Raw genomic sequence first — 19,486 nt, forward strand, 5'->3', positions numbered from 1 at the left:
TTATAGGTTGTATACTTGCAATTGTTCAGCGATTGGGAACATCATCGATCCCGACTGCTGGTACAAATAATACTCCAAAAGGATAATATTACTGAAAAGGATCTATTTAATTTTGGAGACTGTATATCTGTACGAAAAATCCGAAAAAAATTAATAGGAGTGAATATAGATGGAATTACAATTAGCTTTAGATTTAGTCAATATTCCAGAAGCAATTGAGCTTGTTAAAGAAGTGGAGGAACATATCGATATCGTTGAAATCGGTACCCCAGTCGTAATCAACGAGGGTCTCCATGCAGTAAAGGCAGTAAAAGAAGCATTCCCTAATTTAAAGGTTTTAGCAGACCTGAAAATCATGGACGCTGCTGGTTATGAAGTGATGAAAGCCTCTGAAGCAGGTGCTGATATTATTACGATTCTAGGCACAGCCGAAGATATGTCTATTCAAGGTGCTGTAGAAGAAGCGAAAAAACAAGGAAAAAAAATCCTTGTTGATATGATCGCTGTTAAAGACCTGACTGCTCGCGCTAAAGAAGTCGATGCAATGGGTGTAGACTATATTTGTGTCCACACTGGCTACGACCTTCAAGCAGTAGGTAAAAACTCTTTTGAAGATCTGCAAACCATTAAAAGTGTTGTAAAAAATGCAAAAACTGCAATCGCAGGCGGCATTAAATTAGAAACACTTCCAGAAGTCATTAAAGTAAATCCAGACCTTGTCATTGTTGGCGGCGGTATTACAGGTCAAGCTGATAAAAAAGCTGCTGCAGCAACAATGCAAGAAATGATCAAACAAGGGTAAGGTCGAGCATGCATACGACACAATATTTAGCTAAGATCTTAAAAGAGTTAATTAGAACAACTGACCGCATTTCGGATGAAGAAGCTGAGAAATTAGTCAATGGGATTCTTGAGGCAAAAAAAGTGTTTGTAGCTGGCGCAGGTAGATCTGGATTTATGGCCAAGTCCTTTGCGATGCGAATGATGCATATGGGCATAGATGCTTATGTACCAGGCGAAACGGTGACCCCTAACTTTGAGGAAGGTGACATGATCATCTTCGCCTCTGGTTCAGGTGAAACAAAAAGCCTGGTCTCCATGGCTGAGAAAGCAAAAAGCTTAGGTGGAACTGTTGCAGCTTTAACCATTTTCCCTGATTCCACTATTGGAAAATTGGCAGATATGACAGTTAAATTACCCGGATCTCCTAAAGATCAATCGGAAGGTGACTATAAAACCATTCAGCCTATGGGCTCATTATTCGAGCAAACTCTTTTACTATTCTGCGACGCTGTCATTCTGAGGTTCATGGAGAAAAAGGGCTTGGATACGAATAAGATGTATGGCAGACACGCCAATTTAGAATAAAACGTTGATTGTCTATGAGAGACCGCAAACTGTTCCATGTAAGATTGCGGTCTCTCTATTTAATTTTGTGTAAAAAACCTTGTTCATAGGATGAAAAAATGAATTCATTAAAGGGCAAAACGGCTTTAATTACTGGTGCAGGCAGAGGTATTGGACGAGCTACTGATATCGCCTTAGCAAAAGAAGGGGTTAATTTAGGATTGCTTGGCTTGAATATGCCTAACCTTGAAAAGGCTGCGGCTGAACTAGCACAATTTGAAGTGAAAGTTTCAATAGCAACAGGGGATGTTTCCAATCTCGAATCAGTTATTAATGCAGTTGAACGTATTAAAGCTGATCACGTACCAATTGATATCCTCATTAACAATGCTGGAGTTGCCAAGTTTGGTGGTTTCCTTGATTTAACTCCTGAAGAATGGGAAGAGCTGTACTTCCCGGCATGTTTGAAAGAAAAACAGGTGATATTATCAATATCTCTTCCTCTGCCGGACAAAAAGGTGCTCCTGTAACAAGCGCTTACAGTGCTTCTAAATTCGCTGTTTTAGGACTAACAGAATCACTCATGCTCGAAGTAAGGAAGCACAACATCCGCGTAACAGCTTTAACACCAAGTACGGTTGTAACAGACCTGGCAATTGATACTAACCTTGTCAGCGGTAATGAAGATCATGTTATGCAGCCAGAAGACCTTGCTGAATTAATCGTTGCCGGCTTAAAATTAAATCCAAGGGTATTTGTTAAAACTGCCGGGCTTTGGTCAACCAATCCATAATCTAAATTAAGCAGGTCCATGTGGATTTACTTTTTTTATTCACACCATTAGCAGCCGCATCAGTCATTGATGGTACATGGACATTACTCTCTCCAAATCACAAATCAACTCATTAATTTCATTTTGTGTCAGGTGTAAAGGCATTTGATCGTAAAGGGTAATTATTTGCCCATCCTCATGCTGATTTTTTTTCAAATAATGATAAATATTGTTTAACTGGTTTTCTTTAAGAACCGATTCTGTATTTAAATTTTTTACTTTCTGTAAGGAAAATTCATTCATGGAGGAATCAAATTCACCTGCAATAATTGTACCTTGCATAAACATGCACTCACTCCTCAAAATCAATATTTTTTAGTTTCCCCTACAAATAAACACTAGATGCAAAATGTTAATACACATGCTTTATTTTTCGCACAGAAGTGTGCACAAATCAGTGCACAGACTTAATTTATTTAATTTAACTAGATTGACTTATATTGTTTATCCAAGTCCAGAAACCTCAATAAATCAAGACTTATTGGAATTTAATTTAACTTATTTAACTCAGTTTTACTAATGGATTTCCGCTGGCAGCGTTGAGGTCAGGGGTTCGAGCCCCCTATTCTCCATCATCCAAAACCCTTGCGTAGCAAGGGTTTTTTTTTATGTGTACAACTTTGAATTTTTCTGGGATTTCTTAAAGTGTGCACAATGTACACCTTTAATCTACTAAAGCATTCGAACAAAGGGTGGGCCGTTATCCAGATGCCTTATTTCCATTATCGAAGAAATCTTTTTCTAATCGCATCGCTGCTTCTACTTGAACTTACCCACTGGTTTACTTCTTTTTACTGCATCTTATTTTTGGAATAATTTTCTAATTTAGTTAATGAAATGTTCACTCTTCAATATTGTTTATTACCTTGTTCCGAAAATACCCTTAGAAACTTCTACCGTTTATTTTTCCTATCTATTCAATATCATAATAGAAGCACCAAGAAATATCGCGAATGCGGTTAAACTTAAGCGAAGCGTCACATTTTCTTCTTTTTTAAGAAAGATTTTACTTAAAATTACCGTGACAATAGGTTCTACTGCAGCTATAGCACTCGTATAAGAAACATGAGTGTAAAGTAAAGAAATAAAAAAGCTAAGTTGGGCAATTGCTGTACATATCCCTGCTCCAACAAAAAAGTAGTTAAGTGATTTTATACTCCGTAAGAATGTTTCATTAATTTGATTTTGATAGAATTCAAAAATCAAAAAGGCGACTAAAGCAAACACAGAGCCTATAAGAGACCCTAATATCGGATCACTATAATATATAATCCCCTGTTTTCTAGCTGCCTGACCTATACCAAAACAAATTGCAGCAGTTATTGATAATAATAAACCGTACTTTCTATCCTTTTCATGTACATCACCATTACGTTTGAAATCAAATCTGGCTTGTAAAAATAGGGCAATAAAAATTATGCTCATCCCTAAACTTGCTCCAAAGGAAATTTGCTCTCCCATTAATACAACAGCAATAAAAATAGTAAATATTGGAGCTGAGTTCTTTAATCCAGATGCTCGGGTGGAACCTATTTTACGAATCCCTCTTGACAGAAAGAGGCGACCTAAAAATGCAGTTGAAAAACCTGCTAGCAAGTAGAAAAAAAAACCGGTCCTATTCAATAAGGGCATTTCTGTTTGTCTGAATAAAGTTATTAGTATAAATGCAACCGAAACTGTTGCAACTGCGGAAACCATAGAAGTTAAATCTCCATTATCCTTCTTCGATTTTTCCATACCTAGTTGAATTAAAATATAATTCGACGAATAACCAATTGCACAAATAATCGCAAATAAAATCCCCACTTCACTACTCACCACTCATATATATCATAAATATCCTTTAGAAATCAGATTCCATCATTAGTAATGCTATCAGAAAACTCAATAAATAAGACTGTACTTTTTCAAGTAACAGTCTTATGTCAGATTATTAATTGTGTTAATGCAAGTCACAAAACCCTATTTAAATTACTTTAATAAATACCTATAAAATTAAAAATAATTAAATTTGAAGTTAAATATCTATAAAAATAACCCGACTGCTGTTTGATATGTTCCCCAAAGGGCTAAGGCTGTTAGAAATACTAATAGTATATTGTCGATTGGCTTTCTAGCTAAATCCCCCATCAAATCTTTTCTATTGACAAGATACAATAATCCTACCGATACTAATGGTAAGAGAATAAGTTGTGCAGCATTTACGACAACAGTTAGCCATATAAAGCCAGGCATACCTGGTATAGACCAAATAAGTGGTAGGAATAAAACGAAAAAATAGAAAATCTTAAAAATAGGATCTTTTCTAAAATCGGAATATTTCTTTTCTCTTTCCGGATAGGCAATGAAGATTCCTTCCATCCCCATCTTTGGAAAACCAGCAGGATATCCAATTACACCACTAAAGCACGCTCCAAAGACACCTAAATAAATAATCGTTTCACCAATAGGACCTAAGACCATGCCTAAATTTGAAGCTAAATCTTGGAAATTAGTAATTTCGATACCTCTAGGATGTAAGACCTCTGCACCTATTACCCAAACAGCTAAATCCAAAACAATAATAACAATAATTCCGAACAATAAATCGTAATTTTGAACCTTTCTATGTTCAGGTTTAATATACCCTTTTTCACGCATAAAGACAGGATAAAGAAGGTTTGCAAGTGAACCTCCTACGGCTCCAATTAGTGATGCAACAATCAACAATGCATTAAAAGAACCTACCTTATCTGGAACATCAAATGCAAAGGTTCCTTTGGCCATCTCCCCCCAGTTAGGCCCCACAATGATAGCCCCACCAATTAAAGCCACGGCCATAATCGCTAATAGAACTTTTTCAGTTAATTCTAAGTAAGAGTATATTGCCTTACCAGTAATAAGAAAGGCAGCTACAACACCAACAACTGCCCATATTAAAACGCTTCCAATACCAGTTAAATGATATAATGCTTCACCAACACCCTTTGCTAGAAATGCAACATAAAAGTGACCTAATAATACTCCTCCTATACCGAGTATAATAGGAATCTTGGGAGAGATTTTCCCATAACCTTCCATCATGGTTAAGCCTTGAACATTTAATAGCTGAAACTTTGCAATTATGTTAACGAGTGCGTATCTCATAATTAATGCTAACGCTAATCCCCACATCAAAGTATAACCGTAATGTGCACCTGCTAAAGAAGAATCTACTAAGTCACCTGCTCCCAACCAAGTTAGAACTACTACTATACCGGGTCCAAAGGATTTTATATATTCCCAGAAGGTTTTAGGGATTGGTGCCCCCTGTTGTTCTTTCTTCAACTCTGTAACTGTCTCTCCAGGTTGGTTAATATTTATGTGAGGATCGAAGTTGGTTGACATTAACACCACTCCTTGTTTTTAAATAATAGGGTTTACTGGCTTTTGTTCTTTAATATTTCAATTGCAAATTTCCTTTAATGAATAGTTTATAAGATAAATAGATGGTTATTCCATATCTAATATCAAAACAGTTTTGAATAGTGCTGACTTAAATTCATGAAAGCGCCTTCAATTTGCAACTATCTGGAAGCTGCAACAAAAGTTACAGCTAGGTCTTATTGAATTTATTTTAGATAATTTATACCGCGTGCATTTGTATGAACTTAACTATTGGTTTCTTTTTTTAATAGTGAACCGTTTTTAATATTAAGATTTATTCAAGTAATATCGATCCTTTTTTACCTGATTGAACAACTTTTTTGTAGATACTCAACCAACCACGCGGTATACTTTTTTCTTCGGGATACCAGTCTTTAAGTCTTTGTTGAAGTATATTTTCTTCAATAAGAAGATCTAATTTCTTTCCCACTAAATCTATGAGAATAGAATCACCATTTTCGACTACCGCTAATGGGCCTCCCTCTGCAGCTTCTGGCATAATCTGGCTTACTAAAATCCCTCTGTTTAATCCTGAATTCTGACCATCGGTTATGACAGCCACATCTTCATTCATACCTGCTCCTGTGAGAGATGCAATAAAATGGGAGGTTGTTAATAGAGTTCCTGGTCCACCTTTTGGTCCTGCTCCACGAATAACCACCACATCGCCTGGACGAATATTACCATTTTCTAATGAGTCAATTGCTTTTGAGCCAGAATCAAAAACCTTTGCAATACCTTGAAATACTTGTTTATCAACAGGAGCTGATGATGCCTTTGAAATAGATCCATCCGGTGCAAGATTTCCTCTTAATATTACAAGGCCAGCAGATGATCTCCATGGATTCTCACTGTTTCTAATAATTCCTTCATCAATTTCCTTTAACAGGTTTAAGTTTTCTAACACTGTATTCCCGGAAACAGTGAGAGTATTTAGATTAATCTTGTTTGAAAGTTGTTTCATGACTCCAAGTGTTCCACCAGCATGTTCAAGATCTTCAATCCTATCGGGACCATTTGGTCGGACATTTACCAAAAGAGAGGCTTCTTTGGCAGCCATTTCATAAAGTTTGACAATGTCCACATCTAGCTCTGATTCAGCAGCAACGGCAGACAAATGTCTTAGTGAATTTACAGAGCCACCAATGGCTAGCGCAACTTGAACAGCGTTTTCAAATGCTTCTTTTGTTAAAATGTCTCTAGGGAGCAACTCTTCTTTTACCAACTCAACGATCCTTTTTGCTGAGTATTCAAGGTATTTATATAATTTTTGACTATTTGCCGCAATAGGAGCAATACCCGGTAAGGTCATTCCTAATGCCTCCGCTAAAATATGCATTGTGTTTGCAGTACCTAGTCCGGCGCAAACTCCTGCTGTTGTTATACCAACATTTGTCATAGCGGTAAGTTCATTCAACGACATATCACCTTTAGATATTTTTCCAACAGATTCAAATACGTCATCAATATCCACTTGAGATCTTCCGCACATTCCGCCTTGGTTATATCCACACGGTACAATAATAGAAGGGATATTTAATCTTCCAGCAGCCATCATGTGAGCCGGTGCTGTTTTATCACAAGATGATAAACATATCATTCCATCTAACATTGCACCTTCCACCATAACTTCAATGTCGTTGACAATTAAATCACGACTCGGTAAAATGTACCGCCCTTCTCTCCCTGCATTTGTAATAAAATCACTTGGAGCCGTTGTCCTTATCTCAAAAGGAACACCTCCAGCTTTTCTAATTTCATCCTGAACCTTTTTAGATATTTCATCTAGATGGATATAACATGAAGACAATGTTGATGATGTGTTAATTACCGCAATCTTTGGACGTTCAAAATCCTCTTCAGATAGCCCTAAAAATTTCCACTGTGTTCTTCTTACAGCCCAACTAGTCGTACCTGGTTTAAAATTACTTCTTAACAAAGTTATAAACCTCCTTTTTAACAGTTCTCCAACTTTTCATAAACGCTTTTTAAGTAATGAAAGTCACCTCCTTAAATTAAATTTGGCCAAACAAAAAGTCTTTAACTATCTCTCTAAAACTATCAATTAGTCAAACTCTCAAACGCTATCAAGAATTTAACCTAAAAACGCATTTCCCTTTTGTAAAAATCCTTGTAGTTCTTTAATTGATATATCACGAACGTTGTTGTCACATTTTAGTGCTAAATAAGCAGCAGTACCTGCAGCTTGCCCGACTGCCATACATACGGCAGAGACTCTCGTAGATGCTTGAGCCTCATGAGTAGTTGAAATATTTCTGCCTGCAATTAGAACGTTTTCAATATTTTGCGGAATAAGGCATCGATAAGGTATGGTATAAAAATCACCTGGCTCTATCCATACCCACTTCGTTTCATCTTTTTCCCCATGCATTTCAAGTGGCCATGCACTGCAAGCAATCACATCATCAAATTTACGACAAGACAGAACATCTTTTTCATTAAGAATATAATCTCCCTTTATCAGCCTTGCTTCCCGAATTCCGATATGGGATCCAATGTCCACTACCCTAGCTTTTTCAAAACCAGGTACATATTTGCGAAGTACTTCTGCATAAAGGAATACCTGTCTTCTCCCTTCAATTTCTGCATAAGTTAATTCTTCTACCCTTAACGGATTTATCGTATTTCCATCTTCTCGAGCAATTTTAGTTACATTTAAATGAACTACTCCATAAAGGGGTGTGATATGAATACCACTCGAAACTCTTGGTAATGAATAGCCATCCTTTTTGGCTTTTTGAAAATAGCCTTGATACTCATCCCTTGTAATATGGACAATTTTCTCAATTTCAACATTGGCCATTCGAAACATGGATGAAGGAAACTGAGTAATTCCATTACTACCTATTTCATATGGGGCTCCTCCCATGGCAGCGATATCGCCATCACCAGAAGCATCAATAATTACTTTGGCATTAATAATAGATCTACCATCTTTATTTTCGATTATGACACCTTTAACTTTTTTATTTTCCTTCACTACAGAAACTGCTTGAGTATGATAGAAAACACATACACCTGATTCTGTTATCAATTCATCAGCAACCTTTTTTAAACAACTAATATCATAGGAAACAGAAGCTGTTTTGAGCCATCGATGAGGTGGTAATACACCTTCATATCTTTTTAACCGTTCAATTAATTCCTCTTGAAATCCCTTCACAACAGGCTTTATTGCCTCATCAGTTACGGTGAAAATCCCACAAAAGCTACCTAATGTTACAGAGGTAAGTGTTCCACCAAGAAACCCAAATTTCTCAATTAAAGTTACATTACAACCCATTCTGGAAGCTGTTACTGCAGCAGACATTCCAGCAGAACCACCACCAACAACTAATACATCGGTTTCAATGATAACCGGGATTTCCCGACTTGGTTCCATAATTGTTTTCAATACTATTCCACCTTCCAATATCTATTGTTTTTTTTATATACAAAAAGAGACCCTACTTTTAGTTTGACTAACCTAAAAGATTGGGTCTCTTGGTATTCAGATAATGAAAGAATAGAACTGGTGAAGAACTATTCGGGTTATCCGAAGCAATTTACCTCATTCTAGATTTAACATTTATTTTGAGAACTTTTCATTTTCAAAATAATTACTATATCTATTATGTACAGCTCTCAAAGCAACAAGGATTGATTTTAAGGCGGGGCCTTGATAACGTTCAACATTTTTGATGATTTTTTCTAAATCTGTTGATAAATTGTGGCCAATTAATTGTGCTTTTATAAAATTCATTGATAAAGGACTAACTAATGTAATGTTAGCATCTAAAATTTTCGATGTTTTTATATCTATTACTAGACCTATAGCAATATGACCAAATGTTTGTCTAACAGAAGTGTTTTCTGGAGGATTCCCATTCCCTACAAAATACATAATATTGGAATCTCTATAATCAATTGTCATATTGGATATCACCTTGATTTTGATTTTTAGCTTATAAAAGTTATAAATAAGTTAACTAAATTTTAACTACATTCCGACTTTTCTGTCAATTGTTTTTTTCGATTACGAGTGAAATTTTTATTTGCCTACATCCTTTTGACTGCACAATTACCAAAGTGAGCCGGAACAATGTACAGAATGAAATTTAATTAATTTAGCTAGATTGACTAATAGTTTACTACAATCCACAAATACTTATAATGCTTGTTCACATTTTTTAATTAAAAACTAACTACTACAGGAATGCCGCCCAGTTACGTGAGCAAGAAAAAAGATCTGCCGTCGCAACTCATTTTGATTTTGTTCCTGAGGGTTACTTTCCTGGGTTTTCAGATCTACCTAATCGAAAAAGAAGCAATGTCATTCGAATTCGGTTCAAAATTCAACCGTTTCATACAAAAAGGTGCCTTTCGGAAAAACGAAAGGCACCTTCAATAATGATTAACAAACTGAATCGGTTGGTTTAGGATTTTTCAGCCCGAACAGTGGGCGGATGAAAAGCGCGACCATAGTTCCAAGCATGGCCATGATAGCCCAAACCCAGCCATGAAGACTAAAGCTTGCAATTCCGCCAAAGTAAGCGCCAATGTTGCAACCGAAGGCCAACCTAGAGCCGTAGCCCATCAAGACTCCGCCAATAACAGAAGCTCCTGCTACCCCAGGCTTAATTTTTCCAGGCTTGAAATTGCCTTGTGAAGCTGCTGATATAAAGGCACCAAGAATGATTCCAAAATTCATAACACTGGTGGAATCAGCCAACACTGTATTATTCAGCGCCTCAATATTGGCGCCTGTTGAGAAATATCCCCATGATGTAACGTCTACTCCTATGGCCATCAAGGCTTTCCCTCCCCAAAGAGCAAAAGCAGAGGTAATGCCCCATGGAGTTCCGCGTACTGTAAGAGTCAGCGCATTCAGCACTGCCAGTACGATGGCAGCTGCAAATAATGACCATGAACCGCGCAATATCTTTTTCCAACCAGTCGTGGTCGGAAGTGCCTTCATTGCTGGTGCGTTCCGCCTTTTAGCAAATTGCAGTGTAGCCCAGTAAATCAAGGCAAATAGAACAAGTTGGACTGCCAGTGCGCCGCCGTATCCAAGACCAGTTGAGGTCGCTAGAGAGATAGGCGGAAGTGTTGGTGTTTCCTCCATCCAGAATGAGAAATGATAAGCACCCAGAGTCGACCCTCCCACGAAGGAAAGCAGGGTGAGGATCATGGAAGAGGAACCTCCTCCAAGCGAATAAAGTGTTCCTGAAGCACAGCCGTTACCAAGCTGCATCCCTATTCCAAACATGAATGCACCAACGAGGACACTAACTCCTACTGGTGATACGTAACCTTTGGGTTCGATACCAGTAAAACTAAAGCCGGTGCTTAAAATGATTGCAAACAGGGCAGAGGCCACCGCAAGCATCAGCATGTGAGCCTGAAATCCCTGTCCGTTCCCTACGGATGCAAACCTCCTGAAAGCAGAGGTAAAGCCGAAGCGAGCATGCAGCAGGGTGGCTCCGAGGGCAAGGCCAATTATGAACAGCACTCCTTGGGTTCCATTTGCATTTGTTAAAATAGCAATTAAAAGAATAAGAGCAGCAAGAACCCCAAGCGCTACAAGCGGCTTTTGTACAGGATTAAGCTTTGTTACTACTGTTGTTGGTGACAGCTTCAAATTTATAGATGGTTTAGTAGCATTGTTGTTAACATCCAATTGCGTCAAACTAAACACTCCTTTTCTTATAAGTTTAGTCGGAAATTGATTAACCTATTTTAACGGATAATTTATAAAATGTAAATGGTTTTTCACCGAGGTTAATAAGACTGGCGCTTAATTCTTATAATTAGCAGAAATAAATCCAATGAATTAGAAAAGGTACGTCAAAAACCACCTGGCAACCTCCAACTTTCGTTATCAAAACGTTGTTGTAAAATTATTCATTTTTCTTAGAATGAACGCCCCTGCCACCACTATAATTACTTTCTCCTATCCAACAAATGACATTAAATGTTTAATTTAATCTTTTATTATCCCTCTTGTAATTTCACTCTACCTTTTATATTTTTACTTTAAGGTGATTTTCTTGGTTCAACTAACCACTCTCAATGAAGGAAGGGTTTTTATCTACATCAAAAAAGTAAGTTAAGCATTAACTTAACTTACTTATCAATGACCACCAGCTTCCTTTTTATAACACCATACTGTGCACAAAACTGTGCACAGACTTAATTTATTTAATTGAACATGATTAGTTTAAATTGTTTACCATGACCCGCAAACCCATATAAATCAAGACTTCATTAATTTTAATTTATCTTATTTACTTCAGTTACCTAACTGGATTCCTCTGGCAGCGTTGAGGTCAGGGGTTCGAGCCCCCAATTCTCCATCATTGAAAGATGCTTAGCACAAGGTTTTTATTGCTTTTTCAGTTGTATCTTCAATCCGTAAATGCATGGCCAGCTAACTAAAATAAACATAGTTAGCTAACAACATGCAACGTTTGCAAAATCACAAAACGGCGAAAAAACAAAGAATATTAATTGATTAATCCTGCTTTAATTAAGTATTCCTTAGCTGTTTCCTCTGCACTTTTGCCTTCCACATTCACTTGGTAGTTCATTCTCCTCATCTCATCATCCTTGATTTTACCTGCCAGCTTGTTAAGTGCGCGGACAATCTCAGGATATTTTTCTGCTGTTTCTTTTCTTAAAAGAGGAGCCCCCTGGTAAGGCGGGAATAAATTTTTATCATCTTCAAGTACTACCAACTTATATAGCTGCAGTTCACTATCTGTAGAATAAGCGTCCACAAGGTTTATTTCACCGCTTTTGATTGCCCCATATCGCAGTTTTGGCTCCATTGTAGTTAAGCTTGAGAGATTTAAATTATATAACTTCTGTATTCCTTTATATCCATCTTCCCGATCAGAAAACTCTAAAGTAAATCCTGCTCTTAATAATGGTTCAATTGGTTTCAAGTCAGAAATGGATGTAAGGTTATGCTCTTTCGCCAGCTGTTCAGGGACTGCTAATGCATAGGTATTGTTATACGACATTGGCTTCAGCATTTCCATTGCAAACTGTTCATTCATTCCTTCTTTTGCCTGATTGTAGACATCTTCTCTGTTTGTACTGACTGGGGTTTCTTTTAGAAATTCTGATATTGCCGTACCTGTAAATTCAGGATAAATGTCAATGTTCCCGTTTTTCAAAGCACTGAAAACAAAAGATGTCTTTCCAAGACCCGGTTTTAGCTCAACAGAATGATCGGTTTCTTCTTCAATTAAAATTTTATACATATTAATCAAGATTTCTGGCTCGGATCCCAGTTTCCCAGCTATAACGATTTCTTTCTCACTTTTAGCCCCCAAAAAAGGAATCACCATCATGATTAGGATGGATGCGGCTAATGCTCCAATGATGACTAAGGATTTTTTAAAGGAAACAAGTTCGAACCTTCTAAGCAGGAGATCAAAAGCTATAGCTAGAAAAGCTGCTGGCACCGCCCCAAGAACAATCAAAGCAGAATTATTCCTGTCAATTCCCAGCAGGATAAGATCCCCTAAGCCTCCTGCTCCAATAAGAGCTGCAAGTGTAGCTGTACCGATTATTAAAACCATCGCTGTACGGATACCAGCCATAATGACCGGCATTGCAAGAGGAAGCTCAACCTTCATCAAGCGACGTGAACTGTTCATTCCCATTGCCCTGGCGGCTTCAATAAGAGAAGGATCCACTTCGTTTATACCTGTGTATGTATTTCTCAAGATGGGGAGAAGTGCATAAATGACAAGAGCTATAATAGCGGGAACCTTCCCGATTCCAAATAAGGGTATCAATAATCCTAGCAGTGCAAGAGAGGGAATAGTTTGCAAAACTGCTGTAATCCCAATTATCCCTTCTGAAATACGCTTCCTTCTTGTTAAAAAGATACCTAATGGAATAGCAATTAGCACCGCGAAGAACAAGGCAATGAATGATATTTGTATATGCTCTATTAGTGCATTTAAAAGATCGTCTTTTCTTTCCAATAGGGTTGAACCCAAACTGTTCATTGATTCACCTCCATCTGAGCGGAAAACGCACGGATAAATCCCTGTCGATTTATTGTTCCGATAAGCTCACCCTTTTCTTCAACTGCGAGAGTTTCATGCTCGCTAAGCAACAAAATCAATTTGTTCATTGGTGTAACTAAGGTAATCCTCGGCAAATTATCCATTTGTTCATCCGGATTTAATAGCGTTAGCCCTTTCCCAATATCGAACGTTTTTTCGCCTGCGGTTTCAATTCCTACAAATTCCCGAACAAATTCATTGACCGGTTCATTGCGCAGTTCCTCAGGTGTCCCGGTCTGAACAATTTCTCCATCCCTCATTAAACAAATTCTCTCACCGAGCTTTAGGGCTTCATTCATATCATGTGTAACAAAGACAATCGTTTTTTTAATTTTGGTTTGAAGCTCCAGAAGGTCGTCCTGCAGCTTTTCCCTGCTGATAGGATCAAGTGCGCTAAATGGCTCATCCATTAAAATAATTGATGGGTTGGCTGCAAGCGCTCTGGCTACCCCAATCCTTTGCTGCTGGCCCCCTGATAATTCATGAGGCTTCCTGTTTCGGTACGTTTTGGGATCAAGTCCAACCATATTTAATAATTCTTCTACACGCTGATTTATTTTTGAGGGTTCCCACTTTTTCATTTCGGGAACGACTGCAATATTTTCTTCTATTGTCATATGCGGAAATAATGCAATCTGCTGAAGGACATATCCAATATCCCAGCGCAGTTCATGGATATTATAATCATTGATACTTTTATCATTAATTTTTATTGTACCTTCAGATATAGGAATCAATCGATTGATCATTTTTAATGTAGTTGTCTTACCCGATCCGCTTGGACCTATAAGAACAAGAAACTCGCCTTCTTTGATATGCAATTTAAATTCTTTGACCGCATAGGTTCCGTCTGCATATTTTTTGGTCACATTTTCAAAGCTAATCACATCATCACCCCTTAAATATGAAATCCTTACAAAAACATAGGATCCTATCTCTATTGTTATCACTTATACACTTTCTTATTTTCAGTGGAGCCTATTTTTAAGCGGAGTATCATGGTCGCCACTTTATTGTGAACATGACTTGCAAATATACCTTATGTAAGAAAAAAAGCCTGCCAAAAGGAACCTTCTTTAGCAAAGCGGTACTCGGGTTGAATTACTTAATGATAAATTCTGGCAGTTTCTTATACTTTTTTCCTTTTAATATGGTGATTGGAACGAAAGGATGCTCGCTTTCCGCAGGGCGGGTGGTGATCATCCGCGGGGCTAAGCTGGGACGCTATTCCCTCAGGAGTCGAGTGCCCACCACTCCAATCAACAATGACCCTTAACACAGCCTAGCAAAATAAAATAACTAAAGCTTTTTACCCTAAAAAAAATAATAGTACTCTTTAAAATTAATTTAACTGTCAAAAGTTAAAAACTGTTCTTGATTTTTTCAGCTTCAGAAATCACATTTTGAATTAAAGTATTAACCGTTTGAATTTTAGCTAGTCTTGGACTTTGACCGGACCATAGTGACATATAGTCTTGATTATTTTGTGCAGCTGAAGCTTTTCTTATCGTTTGAGTGAGTGCATTTTGAACTGGAAAACCTGGAACAGATGCTTCAGCCTTCTGCATTTCTTCAATAAATCGATTTTTAATTCCTCTTGCCCTTTTGCCAGAAAATGCTCGTGTTAAAACAATCTGGTCTTCGTGAGCATGAAGAATTCCTTCTTTATGTACCTTATGTGCTCCACTTTCAATGCAAGTTAAGAATGCTGTACCCATTTGTACTCCTTTAGCTCCCAAACAAGCAGAAGCCATAAACCCTCTGCCATCCATGATTCCACCAGCAGAAATAACAGGAATGCTTACATGATCAACAACCTGCGGAATAAGTGACATCAAACCCACCAGGCTCTCCTGGTCATCATTAATAAAATTCCCTCGATGTCCGCCAGCTTCACTACCTTGCACAACTACAAGATCCATACCACTTTTTTCAATTTCAACCGCCTCTCTTACAGTTGCTGCAGTTCCTATTAAAATAATGTTATGTTGTTTCAACTCTCTAATCACTTCCTTAGAAGGAATGCCAAATGTAAAAGAACAAACAGGGACTTTTTCTTCAATAACAATCTCAATTTGTTCTTTAAATGTTTCTAAAACATTATTAGCGTTAGGGATTTCAATGGTTTCATCATGGTGTAAATTCAATTGCTCACGAATAGGCTTCAGTATCTCATTAGCGAATTTGATTTCATTATGTGAAACATTGAATTCGTTAGGAACAAATAGATTTATGCCAAAAAATTTGGATGTTAACTGCTTTATTTCCCTGATTTGCTTCCGTATTTGAACAGGTGTCATATACCCAGCTCCAATGGTTCCTAGACCTCCAGAATTAGAAACTTCAGCTACTAATCTAGAAGTTGTTATTCCGCCGGCCATAGGTGCTTGTATGATCGGATACTCTATTTGTAAAAGTTCAGTAACTTCATTATTCAACATAAAATTACACCTCAATTCTTTTATTGGTTTACACTTTTAACTATTCTTTACTTTACAAATAAGTCCTTTTTTTAAATAGCGTGTTTTGGTAACCATTGTTGCTGTTAATATTGTTGAGTTCCACATTAGGATGCTCGTTTTCCGCTCCAGTGAAGGTTTGTTAAAGAATCTATTTCAAAAACAAAATTCTTTTAAAAAAGAACCCTAAAATAAAATGCGGGGAAGGTTCTTGCGTTCCAAAGTGGAACACGCGAACCTTCCCCAGGTTTTATATAGCTACACTCATTACTTTTTTATACTCTGGTTTCCACATTGCTTCCGCCACAGCCTTTTCAACATCTTCGATTTCCGCTTTTGCTATTCCTTCAGAGATGGCCGTCTTAGCAACTTCGATGGCTACATATTCTGATACCTCTTGCAATTTGTTGATGGACGGCAAAAGGGGCGTGCCAGGCGTATTGCAATAGGACAGTTTTGCTACGGCATTTGCAGCGGATGCCAACATTCCCTTTGAGATAATTTCCGCTTTGGCCACGATTGCTCCGAGCCCTAATCCTGGGAAAACAAATGCATTATTGGACTGGCCGATTTCATAGCTGACACCGTTGTATTCAACATTTTCAAATGGACTGCCAGTTGCAATTAAGACCCGGCCTTCCGTCCATTCAATCAAATCTGATGGTACTGCTTCAGCCAAAGCGGTCGGGTTGGACATCGGCATGATAATTGGGCGATTCACGTGTTTTGCCATTTCTTTCACAATTTCCTCCGAGAATGCGCCAGATTGTCCAGAAGTACCAATCAAGATCGTCGGCTTTACTTTTTTGACAACTTCCATCAATGTAATAATGCCTTCATCAGTACGTTCCCAGTCAATTACTTCTTCAGTTTTACGTGTATATGGCTTTTGGAATTTAAGGACATCCGTAATATCGTCAGTCAACAATCCTCGGTAATCAACTGCCCAGAAACGGTCATAAGCTTCTTCCCGTGATAAGCCAGCCAAAATCATCGCCTCTGCTATTTGATCGGCATTCCCAATCCCTGCAGCTCCTGGCCCAAATACAACAATTCGCTGGTCCTTCAAAGATTCTCCTGTTACCTTTAAGGCAGACATTACTGCCGCAAGGGTGACAGCACCTGTGCCTTGTATATCATCGTTAAAGGTAAGAATTTCTCTCCCGTATTTTTCAATGATATTCCGTGCATTCACATTTCCAAGGTCCTCCCAGTGAAGCAATACTTCTGGGAAGAATTTTTTCACAGCTGAAATGAACAAGTCGATAAACTCGTCATAACGTTCTCCACGGACACGTGGAAACTTATTCCCAATATAAAAAGGATCATCAATTAAAGACTGGTTGTTCGTTCCAACATCTAGAACAACTGGCAGGACTCGGCTCGGGTCAATACCTGCCGCAGCAGTATAAACTGCCAATTTACCGATCGCAATATTGATTCCTCCGACACCCTGGTCACCGATTCCAAGGATGCTCTCTGAATCGGTGACAACAATCAAGTCAACACCATTTTTTTGATGTCCAAGGTTCATAAAAGCAGTTTCGATTCCTTTTGGGTCATCAATAGATAGATACATACCTCCTGGACGTCTATAGGCAAGGGAGTACTTCTCAATCGCTTCCCCTACTGTAGGAGTGTAGATGATCGGCAGCATTTCACTTAAATGTTCTTTTAACAAACTGTAAAAAAGGACAACATTACGGTTATATAAATCATATAGCAGCCCATTTTTAAACAAATTGGTGGTTCGGGCAGAATATTGCTCATAAGCTCTTTTAGTCTGTTCTTCCAGAGTGAGGACTTGGGGAGGCAATAACCCCTCTAAGCCCAGCACTTCCCTTTCTTTTTTGGTAAAAGCTACCCCTTTATTCAAAAATGGATTAGATAGAATCTCTTTTCCTTTTAAAGTAGTCTGAATTACTTTTGTATTCTCTGAAGTTGACATGCATGTACCTTCCTTCTTTTGACTATATTAATAAACTCATATACCTTCTGAACAATCACTAAAGCAGGCAGCATGTATAGCTGCCTGCTAAAATGTTTGGTTAATTAGTAGATTAAGCAGATACCTTTTTTTCCACAGCTTCTTGTAAAGGATTAAATTCCCCTTCAGTCTTAGAGATTACAACCGTTGCAACACCGTTTCCAATAAGGTTCGTAATTGCCCTGGCTTCTGACATGAAGCGGTCTACACCAAGGATGAGGGCCATTCCTTCAACAGGAATCGAAGGGAATACGGCAAGTGTAGCTGCTAGTGTCACAAAGCCTGATCCGGTAACACCGGCTGCACCTTTTGAAGTCAGCATCAGCACTCCTAAAAGTGTAAGCTGCTGCCAAATACTAAGGTCTACCCCGTACGCCTGTGCGATGAATAATGCTGCCATTGAGAGATAGATAGAGGTTCCGTCCAGATTGAAAGAATAACCGGTTGGAAGCACAAGCCCTACAACAGGCTTTGAACAGCCGTACTTTTCAAGCTTTTCCATCATCTTGGGAAGAGCAGCTTCAGAGGATGATGTACCAATAACAAGAAGGATTTCTTCTTTGATATAAGCGATGAATTTGAATATGCTGAAACCGTAGAACTTTGCGATCCCGCCAAGTACTAGAACAATAAAGATAGCCATAGTAATGTACACAGAACCCATAAGTTTTCCTAGATAAATAAGAGATCCGATCCCAAATTCTCCAATTGTATATGCCATTGCACCAAAAGCGGCAAATGGAGAAACCTTCATAATGATATTAACAATGCCGAAGAAGACATCAGCAATTTTTTCGAAAAATTCGAGGACCGGTTTTCCCTTCTTGCCTAAATGTGCAAGAGAAACCCCAAACAATACAGCAAGTAACAGCACAGGCAGGAGCTGGCCTCCCGTAAATGCACCAATGAAGCTGTCAGGTACGATTGAAAGAATAAAATCCATGAATCCGTGGCTTGTTTCCTCAGCAGCCTTTGTGTATTGTGAAACATCCCCTTTTCCAGCTTCAGCATCAATACCCTTACCTGCTTTAATGATATTTGCAACCAAAATTCCGATAGCTAATGCAATCGTTGAGACAATCTCAAAATATAGTAATGCCTTACCGCCAATTTTGCCGACTTTCTTTAAATCTCCCATCCCCGCAATCCCAATTACAATTGTCAGGAAGATGATTGGAGCAATGACCATTTTTACAAGTTTAATAAATATGTCGGCAATGACCTTTAACTGTGAACCCACTTCAGGAAAAATGAAACCGACTGAGATACCGAGAATGATACCAAGAATCACCTGGGTTGTTAGACTCTTAAAATTTATTCTCATTTTATTGCCTCCTTGTTTATTTTTGTAAACGATTACATCTTTTCAATA

General features: G+C 38.1%; 14 protein-coding genes and 1 pseudogene. 3 read left to right on the forward strand and 12 right to left on the reverse strand.

Going from position 1 to position 19,486, the window contains the following annotated elements; genetic code table 11:
- Positions 1 to 169 precede the first annotated feature (169 nt).
- The 3 genes and pseudogenes from hxlA (at position 170) to AABM38_RS19240 (ending at position 2,140) form a co-directional block, all read left to right on the forward strand.
- Entirely contained in the window at positions 170 to 802 is a 633-nt protein-coding gene (hxlA, locus tag AABM38_RS19230; protein ID WP_423407804.1) for a 3-hexulose-6-phosphate synthase, read from the forward strand.
- 8 nt (positions 803 to 810) lie between these two features.
- Entirely contained in the window at positions 811 to 1,368 is a 558-nt protein-coding gene (hxlB, locus tag AABM38_RS19235; protein WP_423407805.1) for a 6-phospho-3-hexuloisomerase, read from the forward strand.
- A gap of 98 nt (positions 1,369 to 1,466) precedes the next feature.
- Positions 1,467 to 2,140 (forward strand): annotated as a pseudogene (locus AABM38_RS19240) (3-ketoacyl-ACP reductase).
- 63 nt (positions 2,141 to 2,203) lie between these two features.
- Here AABM38_RS19240 and AABM38_RS19245 read toward each other — a convergent pair.
- The 12 genes from AABM38_RS19245 to AABM38_RS19300 all read right to left on the reverse strand — a co-directional run bounded on the left by AABM38_RS19245 (position 2,204) and on the right by AABM38_RS19300 (position 19,438).
- Positions 2,204 to 2,461, reverse strand: a complete 258-nt coding sequence (locus AABM38_RS19245) for a hypothetical protein (RefSeq protein WP_423410797.1) — start codon at positions 2,459 to 2,461, stop codon at positions 2,204 to 2,206.
- Between the two features lie 627 nt (positions 2,462 to 3,088).
- On the reverse strand, positions 3,089 to 3,985 hold the full coding sequence (locus AABM38_RS19250) for a DMT family transporter (protein ID WP_423407806.1): 897 nt from the start codon (positions 3,983 to 3,985) through the stop codon (positions 3,089 to 3,091).
- Between the two features lie 219 nt (positions 3,986 to 4,204).
- Positions 4,205 to 5,545 (reverse strand): Nramp family divalent metal transporter, encoded by a 1,341-nt coding sequence (locus AABM38_RS19255; RefSeq protein ID WP_423407807.1) that lies wholly within the window; start codon positions 5,543 to 5,545, stop codon positions 4,205 to 4,207.
- A gap of 313 nt (positions 5,546 to 5,858) precedes the next feature.
- The gene (locus AABM38_RS19260) at positions 5,859 to 7,523 is read right to left on the reverse strand and encodes a dihydroxy-acid dehydratase (RefSeq protein ID WP_423407808.1); all 1,665 of its coding nucleotides are present in this window, start codon (positions 7,521 to 7,523) and stop codon (positions 5,859 to 5,861) included.
- 156 nt (positions 7,524 to 7,679) lie between these two features.
- Positions 7,680 to 8,999, reverse strand: a complete 1,320-nt coding sequence (locus AABM38_RS19265; protein WP_423407809.1) for an FAD-dependent oxidoreductase — start codon at positions 8,997 to 8,999, stop codon at positions 7,680 to 7,682.
- Positions 9,000 to 9,173: 174 nt separating this feature from the next.
- A complete protein-coding gene (locus AABM38_RS19270) occupies positions 9,174 to 9,518 on the reverse strand; it encodes a DUF3870 domain-containing protein (protein WP_423407810.1) in 345 nt (114 codons plus the stop codon).
- Positions 9,519 to 9,998: 480 nt separating this feature from the next.
- On the reverse strand, positions 9,999 to 11,264 hold the full coding sequence (locus tag AABM38_RS19275) for a YeeE/YedE family protein (protein ID WP_423410798.1): 1,266 nt from the start codon (positions 11,262 to 11,264) through the stop codon (positions 9,999 to 10,001).
- Positions 11,265 to 12,090: 826 nt separating this feature from the next.
- Entirely contained in the window at positions 12,091 to 13,608 is a 1,518-nt protein-coding gene (gene opuFB / locus AABM38_RS19280) for an osmoprotectant update ABC transporter permease/substrate-binding subunit OpuFB (RefSeq protein WP_423407811.1), read from the reverse strand.
- Positions 13,605 to 14,555, reverse strand: a complete 951-nt coding sequence (locus tag AABM38_RS19285) for an ABC transporter ATP-binding protein (RefSeq protein ID WP_423407812.1) — start codon at positions 14,553 to 14,555, stop codon at positions 13,605 to 13,607. Before AABM38_RS19285 ends, opuFB begins: the two co-directional genes overlap by 4 nt.
- 474 nt (positions 14,556 to 15,029) lie before the next feature.
- Entirely contained in the window at positions 15,030 to 16,109 is a 1,080-nt protein-coding gene (locus tag AABM38_RS19290; RefSeq protein ID WP_423407813.1) for an NAD(P)H-dependent flavin oxidoreductase, read from the reverse strand.
- A gap of 268 nt (positions 16,110 to 16,377) precedes the next feature.
- Positions 16,378 to 18,075 (reverse strand): NAD-dependent malic enzyme, encoded by a 1,698-nt coding sequence (locus AABM38_RS19295; RefSeq protein ID WP_423407814.1) that lies wholly within the window; start codon positions 18,073 to 18,075, stop codon positions 16,378 to 16,380.
- 112 nt (positions 18,076 to 18,187) lie between these two features.
- On the reverse strand, positions 18,188 to 19,438 hold the full coding sequence (locus tag AABM38_RS19300) for a dicarboxylate/amino acid:cation symporter (protein WP_423407815.1): 1,251 nt from the start codon (positions 19,436 to 19,438) through the stop codon (positions 18,188 to 18,190).
- Positions 19,439 to 19,486 lie beyond the last annotated feature (48 nt).

Source organism: Heyndrickxia sp. MSNUG (assembly GCF_049532715.1).
GTDB lineage: Bacteria > Bacillota > Bacilli > Bacillales > Cytobacillaceae > Mesobacillus.